We start from the raw sequence: 22,314 nt of genomic DNA on the forward strand, positions 1-22,314 counted from the left end.
TCTTCATGCCTCGCACCCGCGGCCTGAAAACGCAAAAGGCCGGCTGGACGCCGGCCTTTCGATCCTAAGTGCGCCGCCCGAAGGGGCGACCTGGACCTATTCGTCGCTCATCGCCTCTTCGGCGGCGACACGGGCGCGGTCACCGGCGCCCTTGGCGTCGGGGTCGCGGTCCACAAGCTCGATGATCGCCATCGGCGCCATGTCGCCATACCGGAACCCGGCCTTCAGCACACGGGTGTAGCCGCCGTTGCGCTCCTTGTAGCGCGGGCCCAGCACCTCGAAAAGCTTCTGGACATGGGCGTCCTGCTTCAGTTGCGCGGCCGCCTGCCGGCGGGCGTGCAGATCACCGCGCTTGCCCAGCGTGATGAGCTTGTCAGCGATCCGCTTGAGCTCCTTCGCCTTCGGCAGCGTCGTCTTGATCTGTTCGTGTTCGATGAGCGCACCGGCCATGTTGGCGAAAAGCGCCTTGCGGTGCTCGTGTGTCCGGTTGAGGCGGCGGTATCCGCTTGCGTGACGCATGGGTCTGTCTCCGTGTTGCCCTCTACGGGCTGTTTTGCTTTGTCCGACCGGCGATGCGTGTCACCGGCTCTCCTTGGGGCGGGATTGCCCGGGGTGCCGGCGGGCCCGAAGGCCCGCCGTGGTCTGGTTCAGAACTGGTCCTCGAACTTCTTGGCCAGATCCTCGATGTTCTCGGGCGGCCATTCCTCGACATCCATGCCAAGGTGCAGGCCCATGCCCGAAAGCACTTCCTTGATCTCGTTCAGCGACTTGCGGCCGAAGTTCGGGGTGCGCAGCATCTCGGCTTCGGTCTTCTGGATCAGATCGCCGATGTAGACGATGTTGTCGTTCTTCAGGCAGTTGGCCGAACGCACCGAAAGCTCCAGCTCGTCCACCTTCTTCAGCAGAAGCGGATTGAACTCGAGCCCGGTTTCCTCTTCGCCGCGGCCGGCCGATTCAGGCTCTTCGAAGTTCACGAAGATCGACAGCTGGTCCTGCAAGATGCGCGCGGCATAGGCCACGGCATCATCGGGGGTGATCGAGCCGTCGGTCTCGAGCTTGAGGGTCAGCTTGTCGTAGTCAAGAACCTGGCCTTCGCGGGTCGGCTGAACGTCGTAGCTGACCTTCTTCACCGGCGAATAGATCGCGTCGATCGGGATCAGACCGATCGGCGCATCCTCGGGGCGGTTCTTGTCGGCCGAGACATAGCCCTTTCCCGTATTCACGGTCAGTTCCATGAACAGGTCGGCGCCATCGTCGAGGTGGCAGATCACATGGTCCTTGTTCAGGATCTCGATGCCCGAGCTTTCCGAGATGTCGCCGGCGGTGACGACCTGCGGCCCTTTCGCCGAGATCGACAGGCGCTTGGGCCCCTCGACTTCCATGCGAATCGCGACGCCCTTCAGGTTCAGGACGATGTCGGTCACGTCCTCGCGGACACCCGCGACCGACGAGAATTCGTGCAGGACGTTGTCGATCTGGACGCTGGTGATCGCGCCACCCTGCAGGCTCGACATCAGGACGCGCCGCAGCGCGTTGCCCAGCGTCAGGCCGAATCCGCGCTCGAGCGGCTCGGCGACGACGGTCGCCTGGCGCGCCGGGTCGTTGCCGGGCTTCACCTCAAGCTGCGTCGGCTTGATCAATTCCTGCCAGTTCTTGTGGATCATGCGGGTCTCCTCAATTCCTGCCTTCCGCCCATGTCCGTAGCGGTCAGCGCCCGAGGGTCAAAAAATCTGCGACAGGCCACGCGGGGCGCGCATGGCCTGTCGGAAAAACACTGTCGGTCAGACGCGGCGGCGCTTCGGCGGCCGGCAGCCATTGTGGGCCATCGGCGTCACATCACGGATGGACGTGATGTTGAAGCCCACGGCAGCCAGCGCGCGCAGGGCCGACTCACGGCCCGAACCGGGGCCCTGCACTTCGACTTCCAGCGTGCGTACGCCATGTTCCTGTGCCTTGCGGCCGGCATCTTCAGCGGCCATCTGGGCGGCATAGGGCGTCGACTTGCGCGACCCCTTGAAGCCCATCGTGCCGGCCGACGACCAGGCAATCGCGTTGCCCTGCACGTCCGAGATCAGGATCTTGGTGTTGTTGAACGACGAATTCACATGCGCCACGCCTGCGGCGATGTTCTTGGAGACCTTCTTCTTGCCTCCGCGACGGGTATCACGAGCCATCTCGAAGCCTCCTTATTTCTTCTTGCCGGCGATCGGCTTCGCGGGGCCCTTGCGGGTGCGCGCGTTGGTATGGGTGCGCTGGCCGCGAACCGGAAGATTGCGGCGGTGGCGCAGGCCACGGTAGCACCCCAGGTCCATCAGGCGCTTGATGTTCATCTGCACTTCGCGGCGCAGGTCGCCTTCGACGGTGTAGTTGGCGTCGATATGTTCGCGGATCGCCAGAACCTCGGCGTCGCTGAGTTCGTTGACCCGGCGGCTTTCCTCGATCTTCACGGCGTCACAGATGGCACGCGCCGAAGCGGGGCCGATTCCGGTAATGTAGGTAAGGGCGATGGGAACCCGCTTTGCAGTCGGGATGTTCACGCCGGCAATACGTGCCACGTCGTCTGGTCCTTTCGTTGCGGTTCCGTAGCGCCAGAACCTTTTTTCACAACATCAAGCCCGGGACACATGGCCGCCGGGCTGAAGCGTTCGTCTCGGGGCTTGACCACCGGGAAGTCCCAAAGGCCGAAGCGATTCCCTTCCGGGATGCGGTGACATATGGGGTATCGCCCGGGCCGTCAAGGCCATACGCCCCGCGCTGCACGCCCCCGCGGCCGCGGGGCCGCCGCAGGATGTGGCGGGTCGGCCTGGCAGGCGGCGCCGCGAAATCCCGCCGATCCCCGGGCCATCCTCCCGAACCGGCCTGTCAAGACGCGCATTCTGATCCGATCCGGGGTATGATGCCAGCGACAGGCGCCGAAAAGGCAGGTGCCGACACCGGCGTAGGGGAGGCGATCGTGACACACGAACCGAAGACCGCGCGAGGGAACGTCACCAATGCGACGCACGCACACCATGCCTACATCCTGCAAAGGATCGGGCCCATGCCGCGCCGCACGCTTGCGGCCCTTGAGGATTACGGCCTCGACGATGTCGAGATTGCCCGATATCTCGGGCTGAGCGGTGCCTCACTCGGGCGGCTGCGGCGCACCCTGGGCGCGCGGCGCGCGGGCCCCTTGGCCGACGACCGCTGAAGGCGGCCTATCCCAGGATCTTCGCGATGGACCCGGCCACCTCGTCGATCTCGCCCAGGCCGGGCACCCAGCGCAGTTGCCCCTTCGCATGATAGTAGCCGATCAATGGCGACGTCTTCTTGTAGTATTCCATCAGCCGCGTCCGCAGGCTTTCCTCGTTGTCGTCGGCGCGCCGCTTGAACTCGGTCCCGCCGCAGACGGTGCACTTGCCGTCCGAAGGAATGGGTTTGGTGATGTCGTTATAGACTTCGCCGCACTTCGCGCAGGTCGACCGCGCGGTGATGCGGCTGACCAGGGCGTCGTCGTTCACTTCCATCGCGATGACGTGGTCAAGGCTTTGCCCGTTCCGCGCCAGAAGCGCGTCAAGCGCGTCGGCTTGGCCAAGCGTGCGCGGGAAACCGTCGAAGATGAAGCCGCCGCCAGTCGACTGGTGCAGCTTTTCGTCGATCAGGCCGATGACGATCTCGTCGGTGACAAGCTCGCCCGCATCCATGATCGCGGCGACCTTCTTGCCCATCTCGGTGCCCGAGGTCCGCGCGTCGCGCAGCATGTCGCCGGTCGACAGCTGCACCATGCCGCGCTCCTCGACGAGCCGCCGCGCCTGGGTACCCTTTCCGGCGCCCGGCGGCCCGAGGAGAATGATGTTCATCGTCTGGACGTCCCCTTCTTGCCGCCGCGCCGCTTGCCGCGCAGCTGCGATTTCTCGATCAGCCCTTCGTATTGGTGGGCAAGCAGATGTGACTGAATCTGCTGGATCGTGTCCATACCCACCGACACGATGATCAGGATCGAGGTCCCCCCGAAATAGGCCGTGATCGCAAGGTTCGACCGCACCATCTCGGGGATGAGGCAGACAAGCGCCAGATAGACCGAGCCGAGGACGAGCAGACGGTTCACGACGTACTCGAGGTATTCCTCGGTTTTCTTGCCGGGGCGGATGCCGGGGACGAACCCGTTCTGGTTCTTCAGGTTCTCGGCCACGTCGTCGACCTTGAACGACACGTTATGCGTGTAGAAGTAGGTGAAGAAGATGATCATGCCCCCGAAGAACAGCAGGTAAAGCGGCTGTCCCGGGCCGAAGTAGGCAAGGATCGTCGACATCACCGGGCCGCTCTGGCCGCCCGAGAAGGTGGCCAGCGTCGTGGGAAGCAGCAATAGCGACGATGCGAAGATCGCCGGAATCACGCCCGCAGGGTTCACCTTGATCGGCAGGTGGCTCGACCCGCCGTCGTAGATCTTCATCCCCACCTGACGGCGCGGATACTGGATGTGGATCTTTCGCAGGGCGCGCTCCATGAACACCACGAAGATTAGCGTCCCGATGAGCATCGCGATCACGCCAAGGACCACGGCGGTCGACAGCGCGCCGGACCGACCCTGTTCGAAGAACTGCGCCATCGCCATCGGAAGTTCGGCGATGATGCCCACGAAGATGATCAGCGAAATCCCGTTGCCGACGCCGCGGGCGGTGATCTGCTCGCCCAGCCACATCAGGAACATCGTGCCGCCGACAAGCGTGATGACCGTCGCCGCACGGAAGTACCAGCCCGGATCGGTGGCAAGATCACCCGCTTCAAGGCTGACGGCCAGACCATAGGCCTGCATGGTGGCCAGAAGGACCGTGCCGTAGCGCGTGTACTGGTTGATCTTCTTGCGCCCCTGTTCACCCTCTTTCTTGAGCTGCTGGAGCGACGGCACCATCGCGGTCATCAGCTGAACGATGATCGAGGCCGAGATGTAGGGCATGATGCCCAGCGCGAAGATGCCCATGCGGCTGATCGCGCCGCCGGTGAACATGTTCAGGACGCCGCCAAGGCCAGCCGCCGCCTGATCCATGAAATCGCGCAGCGCGTTGCCGTCGATGCCTGGGACCGGGATGTAGGTGCCGATGCGATAGACGATCAGAAGGCCGATGGTGAAGAAGATCCGCTGCCGAAGCTCGGTCGCCTTGCCAAGCGTGCCCCAGCTGACGTTCGCGGCCATTTGTTCTGCTGCAGATGCCATTCAGCTTTCTTTCATGCAGACGCCGCCAGCCCGTCTTCCGGTCGGCGGCGTGGAAAACCATGCACAGATGTAGGCGGCGCGACGGCCGCCCACAACCCGTTACTCGGCCGCGGACACCGTCGTGACCGTGAGCGCGCCACCCGCCTTCTCGACCGCGGCGATCGCCGATTTCGAGGCGCCGGTCACGGCGATCTTCGCCTTGGCGGTGAAATCGCCCTTGGCAAGGATGCGCACTCCGTCCTTCTTGCGCCGCACAAGGCCGCTGGCGACCAGCGCGTCCTCGGTGATCTCGGACTTCACGTCGATCTTGCCGTCGTCGATGAACTTCTGGATCAGCCCAAGGTTCACCACGGCGAAGGCCTTGCGGTTGGGCTTGTTGAAGCCGCGCTTCGGAAGGCGCTGGTAAAGCGGCATCTGGCCGCCTTCATAGCCGTTGATGGCGACGCCCGAGCGGGATTTCTGACCCTTGATGCCGCGCCCGCCGGTCTTGCCCTTGCCCGAACCCGGGCCACGGCCGACACGCTGGCGTTTCTTGGTTGCGCCGGGATTGTCCCGGAGGTCGTTCAGTTTCATGTCGCTTCTCCTTGCCGGATGCGGGGGGCGAAGCGATGAGGCCCCCGACCACGGCGTTTCTATATTGTTTGGGGTGCCCCAGAGAGCACCGGGGGCGTATAGACCCTGTGCAGCGGGCGATCAAGGGGGCGCGTTCGTCGGACGCGCGGCAGCCGGTCAGCGCGCGTAGAGATCGTCGATCACCTCTGTCAGGTCGGCGAGAAGCGCGCAGGATCGGCCAAGGTTCTCTTCTGTCACGTAGTCCCATTGTGCGGGAAGCATCCAGATCGACTCGTATCCCGCGACCCTTGTCGTCTTGCCGTCCGCCCCCCTGACCCAGACCCAGTAGCCAAGCTGATGCATCGACATTGCTCCGCCACCGGCGAAGAGAACATCGACGGCGACCGGCCGTCCCCCGTGAGAGCCGACGAAGCGTGACATGTCGGAAGACGACCTTTCTTCCGACGCGCCGAAACGCTGCTTGAGGGTGTGCGCGATTTCCTTCCGGATGCGGCGCGGCGGCGCTGGCACGATCCCGTCGAGTTCCGACACGACGGGCGGATGCAGCCGCAGGGCACCCTCGGGCCAGCGAAGCGACGACGCAAGCTTCTCGAAGGTTTCGAAGGATGGATCACGCCGGACGCCGGCTATGACCTTGACGGGCAGGGTCGCCACTCCGCGCCGGTCCCCAAGTGACGCCCTGTCGGCGTTGTAGGTGGCAAGCGCGGGATACCGCTCGATCACCGGTCGCAGATCGGACAGTGGCTCCTTGGCGGCGGCCAGCTCGGCCTCGAAGGCGGTCCAGTCGTCGCCAAGCCGGGCGGCCTGGTCCGGCGTGAGCCGGTCGAGATACCGGATCGCCTTGACCGCAAGGGTATTCGGACAACTGCGCAAGAGCGGCCAGCCGGCCACCGCCTCGGAGCGTCTGTGGTCGGCAAGGCGGTCCGGGTCGATGCCGTTCATCTTCTGTCCTGCGCGCGTCTGACGCCGGGCTCGATAATGGATCAATGCGGCAATTGATTGACGGCAGTCCAGCATCGAGATCGCCCGCGAAGGCCGCGACACGACGGCCGCACCTCGCTCGGGCGGGTCCGATGCGGCAATCCGCTCGGACGTTCCGCCAGCCCGAAATGAAGAACGCCCCGTGCCGGGCACGGGGCTTTCTTATTCGTCCTTTACCGTTCGGCCGGCCTCAGCCCTTCTCTTCGACGATCTCGACGAGGTGAGGGATCGAGTTGACCATGCCGCGCACCGAGGGGGTATCCTCAAGCTCGCGGGTGCGGTGCATCTTGTTCAGGCCAAGTCCCTTCAGCGTGGCACGCTGAACGGCGGGGCGGCGGATCGGCGAACCGATCTGCTTCACGACGATCGTCTTTGCCATGTCTCTCAGGCCTCCTCAGCCACAAGCGACGACTCCGCCGGCGCGTCTTCGCGCTTGGGCAGGATGTCGGCAACCTTCTTGCCGCGACGCTGCGCCACCGAGCGGGGCGAGGCGACCTTTTCGAGGCCGTCGACCGTCGCGCGGATCATGTTGTAGGGGTTCTGCGAACCGATCGACTTGGCGACCACGTCCTGGATGCCCAGCATCTCGAACACGGCGCGCATCGGACCGCCGGCGATGATCCCGGTGCCCTGCGGGGCCGCGCGCATCACCACCTTGCCGGCGCCATGACGGCCTTCGATGTCGTGATGCAGCGTGCGGCCTTCGCGCAGCGGCACCCGGATCATCTGACGCTTGGCCTGCTCGGTGGCCTTGCGGATCGCCTCGGGCACTTCCTTGGCCTTGCCCTTGCCAAATCCGACCCGGCCGCGCTGGTCACCCACCACGACGAGGGCCGCGAAGCCGAAGCGCTTGCCGCCCTTCACGGTCTTCGAAACACGGTTGATCGCGACGAGGCGGTCGGCGAATTCGGGGGTCTCTTCCCGCTCCTGCCGGCCACGGCCGCGACGGTTTTCACGTTCTGCCATCGGACAGTCCTTGCCTTGGTGGCGCCGGGGCGCCGTTGCATCCGATCCCTGGTGACCGCACGGGTCCCGGATCATCGGGGGGGCCGGTGCGGCCCCCCGCCTATCGTCAGATCTTCAGGCCGCCTTCGCGGGCCGCGTCGGCAAGTGCCTTGATCTTGCCGTGGAAAAGGAAGCCGCCACGATCGAAATAGGCTTCCTCGATCCCGGCCTTCTTCGCGCGCTCGGCAATCGCCGCGCCGACCTTCGCCGCCGCTTCGATGTTGTTCTTGCCCACGACGCCGAGGTCCTTCTCGAGCGAGGAGGCCGAGGCGAGCGTGACGCCGTTCACGTCGTCGATCAGCTGGACGCTGATGTTCTTGTTCGAGCGGTGCACCGACAGGCGCGGACGCCCGGCGTTCACCTTGCGAAGCTTGTTCCGGACGCGCAGGCGGCGCTTGAGGAACAGTTCCCGTTTGCTGTTTGCCATCTCTGCGATCCTTACTTCTTCTTGCCTTCCTTGCGGAAGATGTACTCGTCCTTGTACTTGATGCCCTTGCCCTTGTAGGGCTCGGGGCCACGCCATTCGCGGATATTCGCCGCGACCTGGCCGACAAGCTGCTGGTCGATACCTTCCACAACGATCTCGGTCTGCTTCGGGGTCGTCACGGTGACGCCCGCCGGCACTTCGAAGTCGACGTCATGGCTGTAGCCAAGCGCCAGCTTCAGAACGTTGCCCTGCATCTGCGCGCGGTAGCCGACGCCGTTGATCTCGAGTTCGCGCTTGAAGCCGGTGGTGACGCCCGTCACGAGGTTCTGGACCATCGTGCGGGACATGCCCCACTGCTGGCGCGCGCGCTTCGAGGTGCTGCGCGGCTCGATCTTCACGATGTTGCCGTCGATGCTGATGGACACATCGTCGGTCGCCGTGAACGTGCGGCTGCCCTTCGGACCCTTGACCGAAACGGTCTGGCCCGAAACGCTGGCTTCGACACCCGAGGGCAGCTCGACAGGTTTTTTCCCAATACGAGACATGTCGCTCTCCTCAGAACACGGTGCAGAGCACTTCGCCGCCGACATTGGCGGTTCGTGCTGCGGCGTCCGACATCACGCCCTTCGGGGTCGAGACGATGGACACGCCCAGGCCCTGACGGACCTGCGGGATGTCCTTCACGCCCATGTAGACGCGGCGGCCGGGTTTCGACACGCGCCGGATCTCGCGGATCACCGGGGTACCTTCATAGTACTTCAGGCTGATCTCGATGGCCGGCTGGCCGTTCTTGTCGGTGACGTGCTCGTAGCCACGAATGTAGCCTTCGCCCGCAAGCACATCGAGCACCCAGGCCCGAAGCTTCGAGGCGGGCGTCACGACGGTGGACCTGCCACGCATCTGCGCGTTGCGGATGCGGGTCAGCATATCGCCAAGAGGATCGTTCATTTCATACCCTCCTTACCAGCTGGACTTCACAAGGCCGGGGATCTGCCCCTGCGAACCAAGTTCGCGCAGCATGATCCGGCTGACCTTGAGTTTGCGGTAATAGGCGTGCGGACGCCCGGTCAGCTGGCAGCGGTTGTGCAGCCGCGTGGCCGACGAGTTGCGCGGCAGCTGGGCAAGCTTGAGACGTGCCTTGAACCGCTCTTCCATCGGCTTCGTTTCGTCGTTCGCGATCGCCTTCAGCGCGACGCGCTTCGCGGCGTAACGATCCACCAGCGCCTGACGCTTCTTTTCGCGTTCGATCATTGCTTTCTTCGCCATGTCGAATCCCTCAGCTGTTGAAGGGCATGTTGAAATGCTTCAACAGCGCCTTGGCTTCCGCGTCCGTGGCCGCGGTGGTGACGATGATGATGTCCATGCCCCAGACCTCGTCGACCTTGTCGAACTCGATCTCGGGGAAGACGATGTGCTCTTTCAGGCCCATGGCATAGTTGCCGCGGCCATCGAACGACGCGCCCGAAACGCCCCGGAAGTCACGAACGCGCGGCAGCGCGATGGTGACGAGGCGGTCAAGGAATTCGTACATCCGGTCGCCGCGCAGCGTCACCTTGGCGCCAAGCGGCATTTCCTCGCGCACACGGAACCCGGCGATCGATTTCTTCGCCTTGGTCACCACGGCCTTCTGGCCGGCGATCGTCGACAGGTCTTCCTGGGCCGATTTCGCCTTCTTCGAATCCCGCACCGCTTCGGCACCGCAGCCGATGTTCAGCACGATCTTCTCGAGGCGCGGGATCTGCATGTCGTTCTTGTAGCCAAACTCTTCCTTCAGAGCGGCCTTCACGGCATCCCGGTAGTGCGCCTTCAGGCGCGGGGTATAGGTCGCAGCGTCAAGCATCAGATCACGTCCCCCGTGGTCTTGGCGAAGCGGACCTTCTTGTCGCCGTCCATGCGGAAGCCGACGCGGGTGGCCTTGCCGTTCTTGTCCATCAGCGCAAGGTTCGACAGGTCGATCGGCATCGCCTGCGGAATGCGGCCGCCCTGGCTTTGGGCGCTTTGACGGGTGTGGCGGATGGCGATGTTCACGCCGTCGACGATGGCCTTGCCGTCCTTGGGCATGACGCGGGTGATCTCACCCGTCTTGCCCTTGTCCTTGCCGGCCAGCACGACGACCTTGTCGCCTTTCTTGAGTTTCGCAGCCATCAGAGCACCTCCGGTGCCAGCGAAATGATCTTCATGAAGTTCTTGGCGCGCAGTTCGCGCACGACCGGCCCGAAGATGCGGGTGCCGACGGGCTCGTTCTGGTTGTTGAGGATCACGGCGGCGTTCCGGTCGAACCGGATCGAGGTGCCGTCCTCGCGGCGCACTTCCTTGGCGGTCCGCACGACGACGGCCTTGCGGACATCGCCCTTCTTCACGCGACCGCGCGGAATGGCTTCCTTCACCGACACCACGATGATGTCGCCGACGCTGGCATAGCGGCGGTGGGAACCACCCAGGACCTTGATGCACTGAACCCGGCGGGCGCCGGAGTTGTCAGCAACATCCAGATTGGTCTGCATCTGGATCATTTGGTTTCTCCCGACCTATGAGGGCTGTTCTGTTGTTGGCCCCCAGGGTTTCGTTCAAACCGGGTGTCGTGTGCCTTAGACGGCGGTCACGACCTCCCAGCGTTTCGTCTTCGAGATCGGCGCGCATTCCTGGATGCGGACGGTGTCGCCCACCTTGAACTGGTTCTCGGCGTCATGCGCACGGTACTTCTTCGACTTCCGCACCGTCTTCTGCAGAAGCGGGTGCTTGAAGCGGCGTTCCACCAGAACGGTCACGGTCTGATCGTTCTTGTCGCTGGTGACGGTGCCTTGGAGGATGCGTTTGGGCATGGGATCAGGCCTCCGACGCGGCGGCAGCCGCCTTTTCGTTCAGAATCGTCTTCACGCGCGCCGCGTCACGGCGCACGGTGCGCATGCGCGCGGTGCTTTCAAGCTGGCCGGTGGCCTGCTGGAAACGGAGGTTGAAGGCCTCCTTCTTGAGCGCGGTCAGCTGGTCACGCAGCTGATCGGGCGTCTTGTTACGCAGTTCCTTGGCGTCCATCGCCGGGTCTTCCTTCCAACAATCACGAGGGCGCCCCGTATGGACGGGTCACGCTGATTCCCGTGGAGTTCGTGAATGAGCGCGGCAGATACCCCGCGGGGACCGACAATGCAAGCCCCCGTCAGGTCTTTTCACCGCGACGGCTGCCCGCCAGGCGTCAATCCGCGTGGGCATCGAAATAGGCGATGGTCGCCGCGATCATCGCTTCCAGGGTTTCGTCGGTCGAGAAAGCGTTGAAGACATGGTCCATTTCGGCCACCCAAAGCTCTTCCGGGCCGTCGTGCGCGGCAATGAGCACCTCGGCCGAGGCCGGTGGCACCGTGTCGTCAAGGCTGCCCTGGGCGACGAACAGCGGTCCGGCGTAGTCCGCGATCTCGGCGGCCGGGTCGAAGGTGGCGACGCCATCGAAGAAGGCGCCCTTCAGTTCGATCTCGGCGCCCCAGGGCAAGGTGACCGCATGAACCGTATCGGCATCGCCCGCGATGGCCGCATCCACCAGGTCGGCGCCAAGGATGCCAGCGTAGGTCGAGGGCGGCGTGGCGACCGCAGCCCAAAGCGCCACCGCGTCGGGCAGGTCCGAGCGACCGGCCGCCGCAGTGGCGACGAGGCCCCCCTGACTCCAGCCGATGACGAAGATGTCGTCGCCCGCCACCCCCTCATGCGCGGAAAGGTATTCGAGGGCGGCCAGGGCGTCGGCCGTTTGCCCCTCGAACGTCGTCTCGGCGAAGGTCAGATCGGCCAGGCTTTCGCCAGAGCCGCGAAAGTCGACGCGAAGGCTGGCGTAGCCGGCGTCGGCCAGGCGGGCGGCGGTGCGGGCGAAGATGCCTTCGGGGACACTTTCGGTCGACAGTTCGTTCCTGCTCCCCGTAAAGCCATGAAGAAGAAGGACGACCGGCGCCGGGTCGCCCTCCGGCAGGGAAAGGGTTGCCACGATCTCGCCCCCCGGCGAGGGAATCGTGACGACGTCTTCCGCCGCGAAGGACGGAATTGGCGCAAGAAGCGCGGCCGACAGAAGGGACAGGCGGACAGGGGTCATGGAGTCGTCCTTCGGACAAAGGGGTGCCGTTCGATGATTTGCCCTTGCCGGGCGCGCGTCAACTGCCGCGACGCGCCTCGGCCCTGCGTCGGACATGAAACGCCCCCGCCGGCCCGCGACCGGAGTGTATTGAGCGCCGTCAATGCCCCGAAGGGGCGGAGCGACAAGACTCGGCGCAGAACTCAGACGAAGGGATGAAGATGCATCGCGGCACACTGGCCCTCTTGCTGGCCGCCCAGATCCTCGGGTCCTGTGACGCGGGCAACGCCAATCCGCAGGGGCCGGACGCGTTATCGGGGCTGCCCTTGACCGATGCCATTCGCGCCGAGTTGTCACAGAGTCTTGCGGCCTTCGACGACCCCGACCTGCGCCGCTCCTGCTCGGAAAACGAGATCGCGTTTCTGCGCACCAGCCTGATCGGCTACGGCGTGTTCATCGGCGAAGAGCAGACCGCCCCCTGGACGGCGAGCGAACGCAAGGCTGTCGAGGCGCTGATGCAAAGGTGGAACAGCCTTGGCGGCGACGGAAGGGAAGTATCGGACCGGTGCAGCCAGGCCGAAGCGTTGCTGGCCGGAAAGTGAAAGGCCCCCGCCGATCGTTCGGCAGGGGCCCGATAGCTGGGCGAATTCGAAGCCTGGTTTACCAGTCTTCCCGCATCACCGTCCGGGTCTTGATCGGCAGCTTCATCGCGGCAAGGCGCAGCGCCTCGCGCGCGACCTGTTCGCTGACACCGTCAATCTCGAACATGATGCGACCCGGCTTGACCTTGGCGGCCCAGAAATCGACCGAGCCCTTGCCCTTGCCCATCCGCACCTCGGTCGGCTTCGACGTCACCGGAACGTCCGGGAAGACGCGAATCCAGACGCGGCCCTGACGCTTCATGTGACGCGTCAGCGCCCGCCGGGCGGCTTCGATCTGCCGCGCGGTGATGCGCTCGGGCTGGGTGGCCTTCAGACCGAACGAACCGAAGTTCAGTTCGAACCCGCCCTTGGCCTCGCCATGGATACGGCCCTTGTGCTGTTTACGGAACTTCGTGCGCTTAGGTTGCAGCATCTTCCTTCACTCCTTAACGGTCACGGCGGGGGCCGCCGGCGCCGCGCGGAGCGGGGCCATCCTGGGCCTCTTGCTGGCGACGGTCACGGGCAGACGGATCGTGCTCGAGGATCTCGCCTTTGAAGATCCAGACCTTCACACCGATGATGCCATAGGGCGTCGAGGCTTCGGCCAGGGCATAATCGATGTCGGCGCGCAGCGTGTGCAGCGGCACGCGTCCCTCACGGTACCATTCCGTCCGGGCGATCTCGGCACCGCCAAGGCGGCCGGCCACGTTCACGCGGATGCCAAGCGCGCCCATGCGCATGGCGTTCTGCACCGAGCGCTTCATGGCGCGGCGGAAAGACACCCGGCGCTCCAGCTGCTGGGCGATCGATTCCGCCACAAGCTGGGCGTCAAGCTCGGGCTTGCGCACCTCGACGATGTTGAGGTGCAGCTCGGACGCGGTCATCGCGGCAAGCTTCTTGCGAAGCGTCTCGATGTCCGCGCCCTTCTTGCCGATGATCACGCCCGGACGGGCCGTGTGAATCGTCACACGGCATTTGCGGTGCGGACGCTCGATGATGATCTTCGACACGCCGGCCTGGGCGCATTCCTTCTTGATGAACTCGCGCATGCGCAGGTCCTCGAGAAGGAGGTTGCCGTAGTCCTTCGTGTCGGCGTACCAGCGGCTGTCCCAGGTGCGGTTCACCTGAAGGCGCATGCCGATCGGATTGACCTTCTGACCCATTACGCTTGCTCCTCGACCTGGCGGACCTTGATGGTGAGTTCCGAGAACGGCTTCATGATCTTGCCGTACCGGCCACGGGCCCGCGGACGGCCGCGCTTCATCACGAGGTTCTTGCCGACATAGGCTTCGGCCACCACCAGTTCATCGACGTCCAGGTTGTGGTTGTTCTCGGCGTTGGCGATCGCGGACTGAAGGCACTTCTTCACGTCCTGCGCGATCCGCTTCTTCGAGAAGGTCAGATCGGCCAGCGCCTTGTCGACCTTCTTGCCGCGGATCATCGCCGCCACGAGGTTCAGCTTCTGCGGGCTCGTGCGAAGCATCTTCGACTTCGCCATCGCCTCGTTCTCCGCCACGCGGCGGGGATTCTTCTCCGTGCCCATGGCTTACTTCCTCTTCGCTTTCTTGTCGGCAGCATGACCGTAGTAGGTCCGCGTCGGCGAGTACTCGCCGAACTTCTGGCCGATCATGTCCTCGGTCACGTTGACCGGGATGTGCTTCTGGCCGTTGTAGACGCCGAAGGTCAGGCCCACGAACTGGGGCAGGATCGTCGAGCGGCGCGACCAGATCTTGATGACTTCGTTGCGGCCCGATTCACGGGCCTTCTCGGCTTTCTTCAGGACGTACGCGTCCACGAAGGGGCCTTTCCAGACAGAACGGGTCATGGCTTAACGGCCCCCTTTCCTGGCGTGACGCGAGCGGATGATCAGCTTCTGCGACGCCTTGTTCTTGTTGCGGGTACGGGTGCCCTTGGTGTCCTTGCCCCAGGGCGTGACCGGCGTGCGGCCACCCGAGGTCCGGCCCTCGCCACCGCCGTGGGGGTGGTCGATCGGGTTCATCGCCACGCCACGCACCGTCGGGCGGATGCCCATGTGGCGCTTGCGGCCGGCTTTCCCGAGGTTCTGGTTCGAGTTGTCGGGGTTCGACACCGCGCCGACCGTCGCCATGCATTCCTGGCGGACCAGGCGAAGTTCGCCCGACGACAGGCGGATCTGGGCATAGCCGCCATCACGGCCGACGAACTGGGCATAGGTGCCCGCCGCGCGCGCCAGTTGCCCGCCCTTGCCGGCCTTCAGCTCGACGTTGTGGACGATCGTGCCGATCGGCATGCCCGAGAAGGGCATCGCGTTTCCGGGCTTCACGTCGGTCTTGGCGCCCGCAATCACGGTATCGCCAACGGCGAGACGCTGCGGCGCAAGGATATAGGCCTGCTCGCCGTCCTGATACTTGACCAGGGCGATGAAGGCGGTGCGGTTCGGATCGTATTCGATCCGCTCGACCGTCGCGGGGACGTCGAACTTGCGGCGCTTGAAATCGACGACGCGGTAAAGGCGTTTCGCCCCACCGCCCTTGTGCCACATCGTCACCCGTCCGGTGTTGTTCCGGCCGCCGCTCTTGGTCAGGCCCTGCGTGAGGGACTTGACCGGACGTCCTTTCCAAAGCTCCGAACGGTCGATCAGAACCAGCCCGCGCTGGCCAGGCGTCGTCGGCTTGTACGACTTGAGTGCCATGCTTCCTGTCTTCCGTCTGCTTGGTGCCCCGTTGCCGGGGCGGGTTGAAAAATCGCGGCCCCCGAAGATCGGGGGCCGAAAGCTGCCGCTCTCTATTAAAGACCCGTGGTCACGTCAATCGTGTTGCCCTCTTCGAGGGTCACATAGGCCTTCTTGACATCCTTGCGGGTGCCCTTGATTCCGCGGAACCGCTTGGTCTTGCCCTTGGCAACGGTCGTGTTCACGGCCTTCACCTTGACACCGAACAGCGCCTCGACCGCCTGCTTGATCTCGGGCTTGGTCGAATCGATCGCCACTTCAAAGACGACGGCTCCGTTCTCGGACACCATCGTGGCCTTCTCGGTGATGATCGGCCGGCGGATCACGTCGTAGTGTTCTGCTTTCGCGCTCATTTCAGCCTGGCCTCCAGAGCTTCGACACCCGCCTTTGTGATCACCAGGGTGTCACGCTTGAGGATGTCATAGACATTCGCGCCCATCGACGGCAGCACATCCACGTCCTGGATGTTGGCCGCGGCGCGGGCGAAGTTCTCGTTCACTTCGGCCCCGTCGATGATCAGGACGCGCTTCCAGCCAAGATCCTTCACGGCCTTGGCAAGACTGCTCGTCTTGGCTTCGGCCAGCGACGCTTCGTCGATGACGACGAGGTTGCCGGTCGCGGCTTTCGACGACAGCGCGTGCTTCAGACCGAGCGCCCGGAACTTCTTGGGCAGGTCGTGGGCGTGGCTGCGGGGCGTCGGGCCCTTGTAGGTGCCGCCATGACGGAAGATCGGCGCGCCCTTGTCACCGTGGCGTGCGCCGCCGGTGCCTTTCTGGCGGTAGATCTTCTTGGTCGAATAGCTGACCTCGGACCGCCCCTTGACCTTATGGGTGCCGGCCTGCGCCTTGGCGCGCTGCCAGCGGACCACGCGGTGAAGGATGTCGGCGCGCGGCTCGAGACCGAAGATCTCGTCGCCAAGCTCGACCGAGCCGGCCTTCTTGCCGTCCAGCTTGATCACGTCGAGTTTCATTCCTCGCCTTCCTTCTTCTCGGGCTCGGCGGCGTCGTCGGCCTGGGCCTCTTTCTGCGCTTCGGCCTCGGCGGCCTCCATCGCGGCCTGTTCAGCCTCGGCGGCGGCCTTCGCGGCGGCTTCCGCTTCGGCTGCTGCCTGGGCCGCAGCTTCCTCGGCGGCGCGACGCGCTTCCTCGGCGGCCGACTTCAACGCGGCGGGAACGATGACATTGTCCGGAACCGGCTTCTTGACCGCGTCCTTCAACGTCACCCAGCCGCCCTTGTTGCCTGGCACCGCACCCTTGATCATGATCAGGCCGCGGTCGGCATCGGTGCGCACGACCTGCAGGTTCTGCGTGGTCACGCGCGCGGCCCCCATGTGGCCGGCCATCTTCTTGCCCTTGAACACCTTGCCGGGGTCCTGGCACTGGCCGGTCGAGCCGTGCGAGCGGTGGCTGATCGACACACCATGCGACGCCCGCAGGCCGCCGAAGTTGTGCCGCTTCATCGCGCCCGCGAAGCCCTTGCCGATCGAGACGCCCGTCACGTCGACGTACTGACCCTCGAAATAGTGGTCGGCGGTGATTTCCTCGCCCACCGGGATCAGGTTTTCGGGGTCGACGCGGAACTCGGCGATCTTGCGCTTGGGTTCCACCTTGGCGGCGGCGAAATGGCCGCGCATCGCCTTCGACACGCGCTTGGCCTTCGCCGTGCCCGCACCAAGCTGGACCGCCGAATAGCCGTCCTTTTCGGGCGTGCGGTTGGCGACGACCTGCAGCCCGTCAAGCTGCAGCACGGTCACCGGCACCTGCCGTCCGTCTTCCATGAACAGCCGGGTCATGCCCAGCTTCTTCGCGATCACTCCGGAACGCAGCATCATCCTGCCCTCCCTCAGACCTTGATCTCGACATCCACGCCGGCGGCGAGGTCGAGCTTCATGAGCGCGTCCACCGTCTGCGGGGTCGGATCAACGATGTCGAGAAGACGCTTGTGCGTCCGGATCTCGAACTGGTCACGCGACTTCTTGTCGATGTGCGGACCCCGAAGAACCGTGAACTTCTCGATCTTGTTCGGCAGCGGAATCGGGCCGCGGACCTGGGCGCCCGTGCGCTTGGCCGTGTTGACGATTTCCTGCGTCGACGCATCGAGGACGCGGTAATCGAAGGCCTTGAGCCGGATGCGGATGTTCTGGCTTTGCATTGCCATTTTCTAGCCTTTCACGATTGAGAGGAGGGGGCGGGCGGACCCGCGCCCCTCGTCGAACCGGTTTCAGATTACTCGAGGATTTTCGAGACGACGCCGGCGCCGACGGTGCGGCCGCCTTCACGGATGGCGAAGCGGAGCTTCTCCTCCATGGCGATCGGCGCGATCAGCTCGACCTCGAACTTCAGGTTGTCGCCCGGCATCACCATCTCGGTGCCCTCGGGAAGCTTCACCGTCCCGGTCACGTCCGTCGTGCGGAAGTAGAACTGCGGACGGTAGTTCGCGAAGAACGGCGTGTGCCGCCCGCCCTCTTCCTTCGTCAGGATGTAGGCCTCGGCCTCGAACTTCGTGTGCGGCTTCACCGAACCCGGCTTGCACAGCACCTGGCCGCGCTCCACCGCGTCCTTGTCGATGCCGCGCAGAAGCGCGCCGATATTGTCGCCCGCCTCGCCGCGATCCAGCAGCTTGCGGAACATCTCGACGCCCGTCACCGTCGACTTCTGCGTCGTCCGGATCCCGACGATCTCGACTTCGTCGCCCACGTTCACAACGCCGCGCTCGATCCGGCCCGTCACGACCGTGCCCCGGCCCGAGATCGAGAACACGTCCTCGATCGGCATCAGGAACGGCTGGTCGATCGGACGCGCCGGCGTCGGGATGTAGCTGTCCACGGCCTCCATCAGCGCGCGGATCGACTTCTCGCCGATCTCCTCGTCACGACCCTCCAGCGCGGCAAGCGCCGAGCCCTTGATGATCGGAATGTCGTCGCCGGGATACTCGTAGCTCGTCAGAAGCTCGCGCACTTCCATCTCGACAAGCTCCAGAAGCTCCTCGTCGTCCACCTGGTCGACCTTGTTGAGGTACACCACCATGAACGGGATGCCCACCTGGCGGCCCAGAAGAATGTGCTCGCGCGTCTGCGGCATCGGGCCGTCGGCCGCGTTCACCACAAGGATCGCGCCGTCCATCTGCGCCGCGCCCGTGATCATGTTCTTCACGTAGTCCGCGTGGCCCGGGCAGTCGACGTGCGCGTAGTGCCGGTTCGGCGTCTCGTATTCAACGTGCGCCGTCGAGATCGTGATCCCACGCGCCTTCTCCTCGGGCGCCGCGTCGATCTGGTCGTACGCCTTGAACTCCCCGAAGTACTTCGTGATCGCCGCCGTCAGCGTCGTCTTGCCGTGGTCAACGTGACCAATCGTGCCAACGTTCACATGCGGCTTCGTACGTTCGAATTTTGCCTTTGCCATGGTGGCCTCCTTGAACTGACGGGCGGCGGGGGGCGTCCCCCGCCGGCTGCGTTACGCGTATTTCTTCTGGATCTCGTCCGAGATGTTCTGCGGGACGGGTTCGTAGTGGTCGAACTGCATCGTGAACACCGCACGACCCGAGGACATCGAGCGCAGGGTGTTGATGTAGCCGAACATGTTGGCGAGCGGCACGAAGGCGTTGATGACGTTCGCGTTGCCGCGGGTGTCCTGCCCCTGCACCTGACCACGGCGGGACGTGAGGTCGCCGATGATGCCACCGGTATATTCCTCGGGCGTCACCACCTCGACCTTCATGATGGGCTCGAGCAGCTTCGCCCCGGCCTTCTTCATGCCGTCGCGCATCGCCGCGCGGGTCGCGATCTCGAAGGCGAGAACCGACGAGTCGACGTCATGGAACGCACCGTCGACCAGCGCCACCTTGAAGTCGATCACCGGGAAGCCCGCAAGCGGACCCGAATCCATCACCGACTTGATGCCCTTCTCGACGCCGGGGACGTATTCCTTCGGCACCGCGCCACCGACGATCCGGCTTTCGAACGAATAGCCCTCGCCCGGCTGGGTCGGCGTGATCTCGAGCTTGACGCGCGCGAACTGGCCGGTACCGCCGGTCTGCTTCTTGTGCGTGTAGTCGATCTCGGTCTTGTGGCTGATCGTTTCGCGATAGGCCACCTGCGGCGCGCCGATGTTGGCCTCGACCTTGAATTCGCGCTTCATCCGGTCGACGAGAATGTCGAGGTGAAGTTCGCCCATCCCCTTCATGATCGTCTGGCCCGACTCGAAGTCGGTCTCGACGCGGAAGGACGGGTCTTCGGCGGCCAGACGTGCCAGCGCAATGCCCATCTTCTCCTGGTCGGCCTTCGACTTCGGCTCGACCGCGATCTCGATGACCGGCTCGGGGAAGGTCATGGTCTCAAGGACAACCGGCTTGGCCGGGTCGCACAGGGTGTCGCCCGTGGTCGTTTCCTTCAGACCCGCAAGCGCGATGATGTCGCCCGCGAAGGCTTCTTCGATCTCTTCGCGGTTGATCGCGTGCATCATCATCATGCGGCCCACGCGCTCGCGCTTGCCCTTCGTGGCGTTCAGCATCTGGTCGCCCTTCTTGAGCTGGCCGGAATAGATGCGCGTGAAGGTGAGCGAGCCCACGAAGGGGTCGTTCATGATCTTGAAGGCAAGCCCGGCGAAGGGCTGCGCGTCTTCGGCCGAGCGCTCGATGTTGCGCGTCTCGGTTTCGTCACCCGGAGCGAAGCCCATGTAGGCCGGCACGTCGAGCGGCGACGGAAGGAAGTCGATCACCGCGTTCAGAAGCGGCTGGACGCCCTTGTTCTTGAAGGCGGAGCCGGCGGTCACCGGCACGAAGTCCAGCGCCAGAGTCCCCTTGCGGATAAGCCGGCGAAGCGTGGGCGCGTCGGGCTCTTCGCCTTCCAGATAGGCCATCATCACGTCGTCGTCCTGATCGACGACGATCTCGATAAGCTTGCCGCGCCATTCCTCGGCTTCGGCCTTCAGGCTGTCGCGAACCGGCTGGCGCCGCCAGGACGCGCCAAGATCCTCGCCCTCGTAGACCCACTCTTCCATGGTGATGAGGTCGATGATGCCTTCCAGCTTGTCCTCGGCACCGATCGGCAGCGCGATGGGCGCAGGCGTGGCGCCGGTGCGGTCCTTGATCATCTTCACGCAATTGAAGAAGTCGGCGCCGATCTTGTCCATCTTGTTGACGAAGACGATGCGCGGAACCTTGTAGCGGTCGGCCTGACGCCAGACGGTTTCGGTCTGCGGCTCGACGCCAGCGTTGGCATCGAGAAGGCAGATCGCGCCGTCAAGCACCGCCAGCGACCGCTCGACCTCGATGGTGAAGTCGACGTGGCCGGGCGTGTCGATGATGTTGAAGCGGTACTTGGTGTCCGACGTGCCGGCCGGAGTCGGGTCTTCCTGGCGCTGCCAGAAGGTCGTCGTCGCGGCGGACGTGATCGTGATCCCGCGCTCCTGCTCCTGCTCCATCCAGTCCATGGTGGCGGCGCCGTCGTGGACTTCACCGATCTTGTGGGACTTGCCGGTGTAGTAAAGGATGCGCTCGGTCGTCGTGGTCTTGCCGGCGTCGATGTGCGCCATGATCCCGAAGTTCCGGTAGCGCTGAAGCGGGTATTCGCGTGCCATTGGTATGGTCCTCAGGCTGAGATTTTGGGTTACCAGCGGTAGTGGCTGAACGCCTTGTTGGCGTCGGCCATCTTGTGGGTGTCTTCGCGCTTCTTCACGGCGGTGCCGCGGCCGTTCACGGCATCAAGAAGCTCGCCCGCAAGGCGCTCTTCCATGGTGTTCTCGTTGCGGTTGCGCGACGCTGCGATGAGCCAGCGGATGGCCAGTGCCTCGCGGCGTTCCGGGCGCACCTCGACCGGCACCTGGTAGGTGGCGCCGCCAACCCGGCGAGAGCGAACCTCGACCGCAGGCTTGATGTTGTCGAGAGCCTCGTGGAACACCTCGACGGGCGCACGCTTGAGGCGCGACTCCACCCGATCGAAGGCGTTGTAGACGATCGTCTCGGCGACGGACTTCTTGCCGTCGACCATCAGGTTGTTCATGAACTTCGTCAGGACCACGTCACCATACTTGGCGTCGGGCAGGACTTCGCGCTTCTCGGCAGCGTGACGGCGGGACATTTCGGCTTCCTCTTACTTCGGACGCTTCGCGCCGTATTTCGAACGGCGCTGCTTGCGGTCTTTGACGCCCTGGGTGTCGAGCACCCCGCGCAGAATGTGGTAGCGAACGCCGGGAAGGTCCTTCACGCGGCCGCCGCGGATCAGGACCACCGAGTGCTCCTGAAGGTTGTGGCTTTCACCGGGGATGTAGCTGATGACCTCGTAGCCGTTCGTCAGGCGCACCTTGGCGACTTTCCGCATGGCCGAGTTCGGCTTCTTCGGCGTCGTGGTGTAGACGCGCGTGCAGACGCCACGCTTCTGCGGGCAGCTCTCGAGGTGCTGGGACTTCGAGCGTTTCACTTTCGGCTCCCGCGGCTTGCGGATGAGCTGTTGGATCGTGGGCATTGGGTCTCGTTCCCCGTGTTGCAACACTTCAATTCATGGGGCGCGCGCACCCCGGTTTCGTCGTCAGCGTCCTGCGCGTCCGCAAAACGCAAAAACCGCATTCGATCCCTTGCTCGCGGGATCGACGCGGTGGGCATCCAGAGGATCGGGGCCATGGGCCCGGATCGTGACCACTTCGGTTCTGTGACAGGTTCCGGCCTGAAGCCAGGAGCCCGAGTGCGCGCCGTATAGATAGAGTCGCAAGGAGTGTCAACAGCAGCCGGCAGTCACCTTCGG

General features: G+C 64.5%; 35 protein-coding genes. 2 read left to right on the forward strand and 33 right to left on the reverse strand.

The annotated features are described in order from the left end of the window. Positions 1–96 precede the first annotated feature (96 nt). The 4 genes from rplQ to rpsM form a co-directional block, all read right to left on the reverse strand. On the reverse strand, positions 97–519 hold the full coding sequence (gene rplQ / locus ACRDNQ_RS17320) for a 50S ribosomal protein L17 (protein WP_431829967.1): 423 nt from the start codon (positions 517–519) through the stop codon (positions 97–99). Positions 520–647: 128 nt separating this feature from the next. Next, positions 648–1,664 carry a DNA-directed RNA polymerase subunit alpha gene (locus tag ACRDNQ_RS17325; protein WP_431829968.1) on the reverse strand — a complete coding sequence of 339 codons (1,017 nt, stop codon included), beginning with the start codon at positions 1,662–1,664 and terminating at the stop codon, positions 648–650. A gap of 117 nt (positions 1,665–1,781) precedes the next feature. Further along, on the reverse strand, positions 1,782–2,174 hold the full coding sequence (rpsK, locus tag ACRDNQ_RS17330) for a 30S ribosomal protein S11 (protein ID WP_431829969.1): 393 nt from the start codon (positions 2,172–2,174) through the stop codon (positions 1,782–1,784). Between the two features lie 12 nt (positions 2,175–2,186). After that, positions 2,187–2,555, reverse strand: coding sequence for a 30S ribosomal protein S13 (gene rpsM, locus ACRDNQ_RS17335; RefSeq protein WP_431829970.1), 369 nt, complete (start codon positions 2,553–2,555; stop codon positions 2,187–2,189). Positions 2,556–2,953: 398 nt separating this feature from the next. Here rpsM and ACRDNQ_RS17340 point away from each other — a divergent pair, with 398 nt between their 5' ends. After that, entirely contained in the window at positions 2,954–3,190 is a 237-nt protein-coding gene (locus ACRDNQ_RS17340; RefSeq protein WP_431829971.1) for a hypothetical protein, read from the forward strand. Positions 3,191–3,197: 7 nt separating this feature from the next. Here ACRDNQ_RS17340 and ACRDNQ_RS17345 read toward each other — a convergent pair whose 3' ends face one another. The 16 genes from ACRDNQ_RS17345 to ACRDNQ_RS17420 form a co-directional block, all read right to left on the reverse strand. After that, entirely contained in the window at positions 3,198–3,839 is a 642-nt protein-coding gene (locus tag ACRDNQ_RS17345) for an adenylate kinase (protein WP_431829972.1), read from the reverse strand. Beyond that, positions 3,836–5,194 carry a preprotein translocase subunit SecY gene (secY, locus tag ACRDNQ_RS17350; RefSeq protein WP_431829973.1) on the reverse strand — a complete coding sequence of 453 codons (1,359 nt, stop codon included), beginning with the start codon at positions 5,192–5,194 and terminating at the stop codon, positions 3,836–3,838. The genes ACRDNQ_RS17345 and secY overlap by 4 nt, the downstream gene beginning before the upstream one ends. Positions 5,195–5,293: 99 nt before the next feature. Beyond that, on the reverse strand, positions 5,294–5,767 hold the full coding sequence (rplO, locus tag ACRDNQ_RS17355) for a 50S ribosomal protein L15 (RefSeq protein ID WP_431829974.1): 474 nt from the start codon (positions 5,765–5,767) through the stop codon (positions 5,294–5,296). A gap of 156 nt (positions 5,768–5,923) precedes the next feature. Next, complete coding sequence (locus tag ACRDNQ_RS17360) at positions 5,924–6,709, reverse strand: hypothetical protein (protein WP_431829975.1); 786 nt, start codon at positions 6,707–6,709, stop codon at positions 5,924–5,926. 229 nt (positions 6,710–6,938) lie between these two features. Beyond that, complete coding sequence (gene rpmD / locus ACRDNQ_RS17365; RefSeq protein WP_431829976.1) at positions 6,939–7,127, reverse strand: 50S ribosomal protein L30; 189 nt, start codon at positions 7,125–7,127, stop codon at positions 6,939–6,941. Between the two features lie 5 nt (positions 7,128–7,132). Next, positions 7,133–7,714: a 30S ribosomal protein S5 gene (rpsE, locus tag ACRDNQ_RS17370; RefSeq protein WP_431829977.1), complete on the reverse strand. Its 582-nt coding sequence runs from the start codon at positions 7,712–7,714 to the stop codon at positions 7,133–7,135. A 106-nt stretch (positions 7,715–7,820) separates the two neighbouring features. Then, positions 7,821–8,180, reverse strand: coding sequence for a 50S ribosomal protein L18 (rplR, locus tag ACRDNQ_RS17375; protein WP_431829978.1), 360 nt, complete (start codon positions 8,178–8,180; stop codon positions 7,821–7,823). Positions 8,181–8,191: 11 nt separating this feature from the next. Further along, the gene (gene rplF, locus ACRDNQ_RS17380; RefSeq protein WP_431829979.1) at positions 8,192–8,725 is read right to left on the reverse strand and encodes a 50S ribosomal protein L6; all 534 of its coding nucleotides are present in this window, start codon (positions 8,723–8,725) and stop codon (positions 8,192–8,194) included. A 10-nt stretch (positions 8,726–8,735) separates the two neighbouring features. Beyond that, the gene (gene rpsH, locus ACRDNQ_RS17385; protein WP_431829980.1) at positions 8,736–9,128 is read right to left on the reverse strand and encodes a 30S ribosomal protein S8; all 393 of its coding nucleotides are present in this window, start codon (positions 9,126–9,128) and stop codon (positions 8,736–8,738) included. A gap of 12 nt (positions 9,129–9,140) precedes the next feature. Then, entirely contained in the window at positions 9,141–9,446 is a 306-nt protein-coding gene (gene rpsN / locus ACRDNQ_RS17390) for a 30S ribosomal protein S14 (protein ID WP_431829981.1), read from the reverse strand. Positions 9,447–9,456: 10 nt separating this feature from the next. Beyond that, complete coding sequence (rplE, locus tag ACRDNQ_RS17395; protein WP_431829982.1) at positions 9,457–10,020, reverse strand: 50S ribosomal protein L5; 564 nt, start codon at positions 10,018–10,020, stop codon at positions 9,457–9,459. After that, entirely contained in the window at positions 10,020–10,325 is a 306-nt protein-coding gene (rplX, locus tag ACRDNQ_RS17400; protein WP_431829983.1) for a 50S ribosomal protein L24, read from the reverse strand. Before rplX ends, rplE begins: the two co-directional genes overlap by 1 nt. Then, positions 10,325–10,693 carry a 50S ribosomal protein L14 gene (gene rplN / locus ACRDNQ_RS17405; RefSeq protein WP_109760336.1) on the reverse strand — a complete coding sequence of 123 codons (369 nt, stop codon included), beginning with the start codon at positions 10,691–10,693 and terminating at the stop codon, positions 10,325–10,327. Before rplN ends, rplX begins: the two co-directional genes overlap by 1 nt. Before the next feature lie 75 nt (positions 10,694–10,768). Next, positions 10,769–11,002 carry a 30S ribosomal protein S17 gene (gene rpsQ, locus ACRDNQ_RS17410; RefSeq protein ID WP_431829984.1) on the reverse strand — a complete coding sequence of 78 codons (234 nt, stop codon included), beginning with the start codon at positions 11,000–11,002 and terminating at the stop codon, positions 10,769–10,771. Between the two features lie 4 nt (positions 11,003–11,006). Continuing rightward, positions 11,007–11,213: a 50S ribosomal protein L29 gene (gene rpmC / locus ACRDNQ_RS17415; protein ID WP_431829985.1), complete on the reverse strand. Its 207-nt coding sequence runs from the start codon at positions 11,211–11,213 to the stop codon at positions 11,007–11,009. Between the two features lie 157 nt (positions 11,214–11,370). Further along, on the reverse strand, positions 11,371–12,249 hold the full coding sequence (locus ACRDNQ_RS17420; protein WP_431829986.1) for an alpha/beta hydrolase family protein: 879 nt from the start codon (positions 12,247–12,249) through the stop codon (positions 11,371–11,373). 200 nt (positions 12,250–12,449) lie between these two features. On the opposite strand from ACRDNQ_RS17420, the gene ACRDNQ_RS17425 reads away from it, so the two are divergent. After that, entirely contained in the window at positions 12,450–12,830 is a 381-nt protein-coding gene (locus tag ACRDNQ_RS17425) for a hypothetical protein (RefSeq protein WP_431829987.1), read from the forward strand. A 58-nt stretch (positions 12,831–12,888) separates the two neighbouring features. Here ACRDNQ_RS17425 and rplP read toward each other — a convergent pair whose 3' ends face one another. From rplP to rpsL, 13 genes are all read right to left on the reverse strand, one after another. After that, positions 12,889–13,302 (reverse strand): 50S ribosomal protein L16, encoded by a 414-nt coding sequence (gene rplP / locus ACRDNQ_RS17430; protein WP_431829988.1) that lies wholly within the window; start codon positions 13,300–13,302, stop codon positions 12,889–12,891. Positions 13,303–13,315: 13 nt separating this feature from the next. After that, on the reverse strand, positions 13,316–14,032 hold the full coding sequence (gene rpsC, locus ACRDNQ_RS17435; RefSeq protein WP_431829989.1) for a 30S ribosomal protein S3: 717 nt from the start codon (positions 14,030–14,032) through the stop codon (positions 13,316–13,318). Beyond that, positions 14,032–14,412, reverse strand: coding sequence for a 50S ribosomal protein L22 (gene rplV, locus ACRDNQ_RS17440; RefSeq protein ID WP_431829990.1), 381 nt, complete (start codon positions 14,410–14,412; stop codon positions 14,032–14,034). The genes rpsC and rplV overlap by 1 nt, the downstream gene beginning before the upstream one ends. A gap of 3 nt (positions 14,413–14,415) precedes the next feature. Continuing rightward, entirely contained in the window at positions 14,416–14,694 is a 279-nt protein-coding gene (gene rpsS, locus ACRDNQ_RS17445; protein WP_431829991.1) for a 30S ribosomal protein S19, read from the reverse strand. 3 nt (positions 14,695–14,697) lie between these two features. Next, positions 14,698–15,540 carry a 50S ribosomal protein L2 gene (gene rplB / locus ACRDNQ_RS17450; protein ID WP_431829992.1) on the reverse strand — a complete coding sequence of 281 codons (843 nt, stop codon included), beginning with the start codon at positions 15,538–15,540 and terminating at the stop codon, positions 14,698–14,700. 95 nt (positions 15,541–15,635) lie between these two features. Then, on the reverse strand, positions 15,636–15,932 hold the full coding sequence (locus tag ACRDNQ_RS17455; protein WP_431829993.1) for a 50S ribosomal protein L23: 297 nt from the start codon (positions 15,930–15,932) through the stop codon (positions 15,636–15,638). Then, complete coding sequence (rplD, locus tag ACRDNQ_RS17460) at positions 15,929–16,549, reverse strand: 50S ribosomal protein L4 (protein WP_431829994.1); 621 nt, start codon at positions 16,547–16,549, stop codon at positions 15,929–15,931. Before rplD ends, ACRDNQ_RS17455 begins: the two co-directional genes overlap by 4 nt. Further along, on the reverse strand, positions 16,546–17,406 hold the full coding sequence (rplC, locus tag ACRDNQ_RS17465; RefSeq protein WP_431830197.1) for a 50S ribosomal protein L3: 861 nt from the start codon (positions 17,404–17,406) through the stop codon (positions 16,546–16,548). Before rplC ends, rplD begins: the two co-directional genes overlap by 4 nt. A 14-nt stretch (positions 17,407–17,420) precedes the next feature. Beyond that, positions 17,421–17,729, reverse strand: a complete 309-nt coding sequence (gene rpsJ / locus ACRDNQ_RS17470; protein WP_431830198.1) for a 30S ribosomal protein S10 — start codon at positions 17,727–17,729, stop codon at positions 17,421–17,423. Positions 17,730–17,803: 74 nt separating this feature from the next. Next, a complete protein-coding gene (gene tuf, locus ACRDNQ_RS17475) occupies positions 17,804–18,979 on the reverse strand; it encodes an elongation factor Tu (protein WP_431829995.1) in 1,176 nt (391 codons plus the stop codon). 51 nt (positions 18,980–19,030) lie between these two features. Then, positions 19,031–21,154, reverse strand: coding sequence for an elongation factor G (gene fusA, locus ACRDNQ_RS17480; RefSeq protein WP_431829996.1), 2,124 nt, complete (start codon positions 21,152–21,154; stop codon positions 19,031–19,033). Between the two features lie 29 nt (positions 21,155–21,183). Then, positions 21,184–21,654: a 30S ribosomal protein S7 gene (rpsG, locus tag ACRDNQ_RS17485; RefSeq protein ID WP_431829997.1), complete on the reverse strand. Its 471-nt coding sequence runs from the start codon at positions 21,652–21,654 to the stop codon at positions 21,184–21,186. Between the two features lie 12 nt (positions 21,655–21,666). Further along, the gene (gene rpsL, locus ACRDNQ_RS17490) at positions 21,667–22,038 is read right to left on the reverse strand and encodes a 30S ribosomal protein S12 (protein WP_431829998.1); all 372 of its coding nucleotides are present in this window, start codon (positions 22,036–22,038) and stop codon (positions 21,667–21,669) included. Positions 22,039–22,314 lie beyond the last annotated feature (276 nt).

It is taken from the genome of Saliniferula longa (assembly GCF_050789285.1).
Classification (GTDB): domain Bacteria; phylum Pseudomonadota; class Alphaproteobacteria; order Rhodobacterales; family Rhodobacteraceae; genus CAVPWP01.

Bases quoted from the DNA above. Each gene is read 5' to 3' on its own strand.
- rplQ (WP_431829967.1), bottom strand. From the start codon at position 519: ATGCGTCACGCAAGCGGATACCGCCGCCTCAACCGGACACACGAGCAC.
- rplO (WP_431829974.1), bottom strand. From the start codon at position 5,767: ATGAAACTGAACGACCTCCGGGACAATCCCGGCGCAACCAAGAAACGC.
- rplE (WP_431829982.1), bottom strand. From the start codon at position 10,020: ATGCTTGACGCTGCGACCTATACCCCGCGCCTGAAGGCGCACTACCGG.
- rpsQ (WP_431829984.1), bottom strand. From the start codon at position 11,002: ATGCCCAAACGCATCCTCCAAGGCACCGTCACCAGCGACAAGAACGAT.
- rpsH (WP_431829980.1), bottom strand. From the start codon at position 9,128: ATGAACGATCCTCTTGGCGATATGCTGACCCGCATCCGCAACGCGCAG.
- rplD (WP_431829994.1), bottom strand. From the start codon at position 16,549: ATGAAACTCGACGTGATCAAGCTGGACGGCAAGAAGGCCGGCTCGGTC.
- rpmD (WP_431829976.1), bottom strand. From the start codon at position 7,127: ATGGCAAAGACGATCGTCGTGAAGCAGATCGGTTCGCCGATCCGCCGC.
- rpsC (WP_431829989.1), bottom strand. From the start codon at position 14,032: ATGGGTCAGAAGGTCAATCCGATCGGCATGCGCCTTCAGGTGAACCGC.
- ACRDNQ_RS17360 (WP_431829975.1), bottom strand. From the start codon at position 6,709: ATGAACGGCATCGACCCGGACCGCCTTGCCGACCACAGACGCTCCGAG.
- rplC (WP_431830197.1), bottom strand. From the start codon at position 17,406: ATGCTGCGTTCCGGAGTGATCGCGAAGAAGCTGGGCATGACCCGGCTG.
- rpsJ (WP_431830198.1), bottom strand. From the start codon at position 17,729: ATGCAAAGCCAGAACATCCGCATCCGGCTCAAGGCCTTCGATTACCGC.
- ACRDNQ_RS17425 (WP_431829987.1), top strand. From the start codon at position 12,450: ATGCATCGCGGCACACTGGCCCTCTTGCTGGCCGCCCAGATCCTCGGG.
- ACRDNQ_RS17455 (WP_431829993.1), bottom strand. From the start codon at position 15,932: ATGAGCGCGAAAGCAGAACACTACGACGTGATCCGCCGGCCGATCATC.
- rplX (WP_431829983.1), bottom strand. From the start codon at position 10,325: ATGGCTGCGAAACTCAAGAAAGGCGACAAGGTCGTCGTGCTGGCCGGC.
- rpsL (WP_431829998.1), bottom strand. From the start codon at position 22,038: ATGCCCACGATCCAACAGCTCATCCGCAAGCCGCGGGAGCCGAAAGTG.
- rplR (WP_431829978.1), bottom strand. From the start codon at position 8,180: ATGGCAAACAGCAAACGGGAACTGTTCCTCAAGCGCCGCCTGCGCGTC.
- rplB (WP_431829992.1), bottom strand. From the start codon at position 15,540: ATGGCACTCAAGTCGTACAAGCCGACGACGCCTGGCCAGCGCGGGCTG.
- ACRDNQ_RS17345 (WP_431829972.1), bottom strand. From the start codon at position 3,839: ATGAACATCATTCTCCTCGGGCCGCCGGGCGCCGGAAAGGGTACCCAG.
- rplP (WP_431829988.1), bottom strand. From the start codon at position 13,302: ATGCTGCAACCTAAGCGCACGAAGTTCCGTAAACAGCACAAGGGCCGT.
- rpsK (WP_431829969.1), bottom strand. From the start codon at position 2,174: ATGGCTCGTGATACCCGTCGCGGAGGCAAGAAGAAGGTCTCCAAGAAC.
- rpsG (WP_431829997.1), bottom strand. From the start codon at position 21,654: ATGTCCCGCCGTCACGCTGCCGAGAAGCGCGAAGTCCTGCCCGACGCC.
- tuf (WP_431829995.1), bottom strand. From the start codon at position 18,979: ATGGCAAAGGCAAAATTCGAACGTACGAAGCCGCATGTGAACGTTGGC.
- rplV (WP_431829990.1), bottom strand. From the start codon at position 14,412: ATGGGCACGGAGAAGAATCCCCGCCGCGTGGCGGAGAACGAGGCGATG.
- ACRDNQ_RS17325 (WP_431829968.1), bottom strand. From the start codon at position 1,664: ATGATCCACAAGAACTGGCAGGAATTGATCAAGCCGACGCAGCTTGAG.
- fusA (WP_431829996.1), bottom strand. From the start codon at position 21,154: ATGGCACGCGAATACCCGCTTCAGCGCTACCGGAACTTCGGGATCATG.
- secY (WP_431829973.1), bottom strand. From the start codon at position 5,194: ATGGCATCTGCAGCAGAACAAATGGCCGCGAACGTCAGCTGGGGCACG.
- rpsE (WP_431829977.1), bottom strand. From the start codon at position 7,714: ATGGCAGAACGTGAAAACCGTCGCGGCCGTGGCCGGCAGGAGCGGGAA.
- rpmC (WP_431829985.1), bottom strand. From the start codon at position 11,213: ATGGACGCCAAGGAACTGCGTAACAAGACGCCCGATCAGCTGCGTGAC.
- rpsS (WP_431829991.1), bottom strand. From the start codon at position 14,694: ATGACCCGTTCTGTCTGGAAAGGCCCCTTCGTGGACGCGTACGTCCTG.
- rplN (WP_109760336.1), bottom strand. From the start codon at position 10,693: ATGATCCAGATGCAGACCAATCTGGATGTTGCTGACAACTCCGGCGCC.
- rplF (WP_431829979.1), bottom strand. From the start codon at position 8,725: ATGTCTCGTATTGGGAAAAAACCTGTCGAGCTGCCCTCGGGTGTCGAA.
- rpsN (WP_431829981.1), bottom strand. From the start codon at position 9,446: ATGGCGAAGAAAGCAATGATCGAACGCGAAAAGAAGCGTCAGGCGCTG.
- ACRDNQ_RS17420 (WP_431829986.1), bottom strand. From the start codon at position 12,249: ATGACCCCTGTCCGCCTGTCCCTTCTGTCGGCCGCGCTTCTTGCGCCA.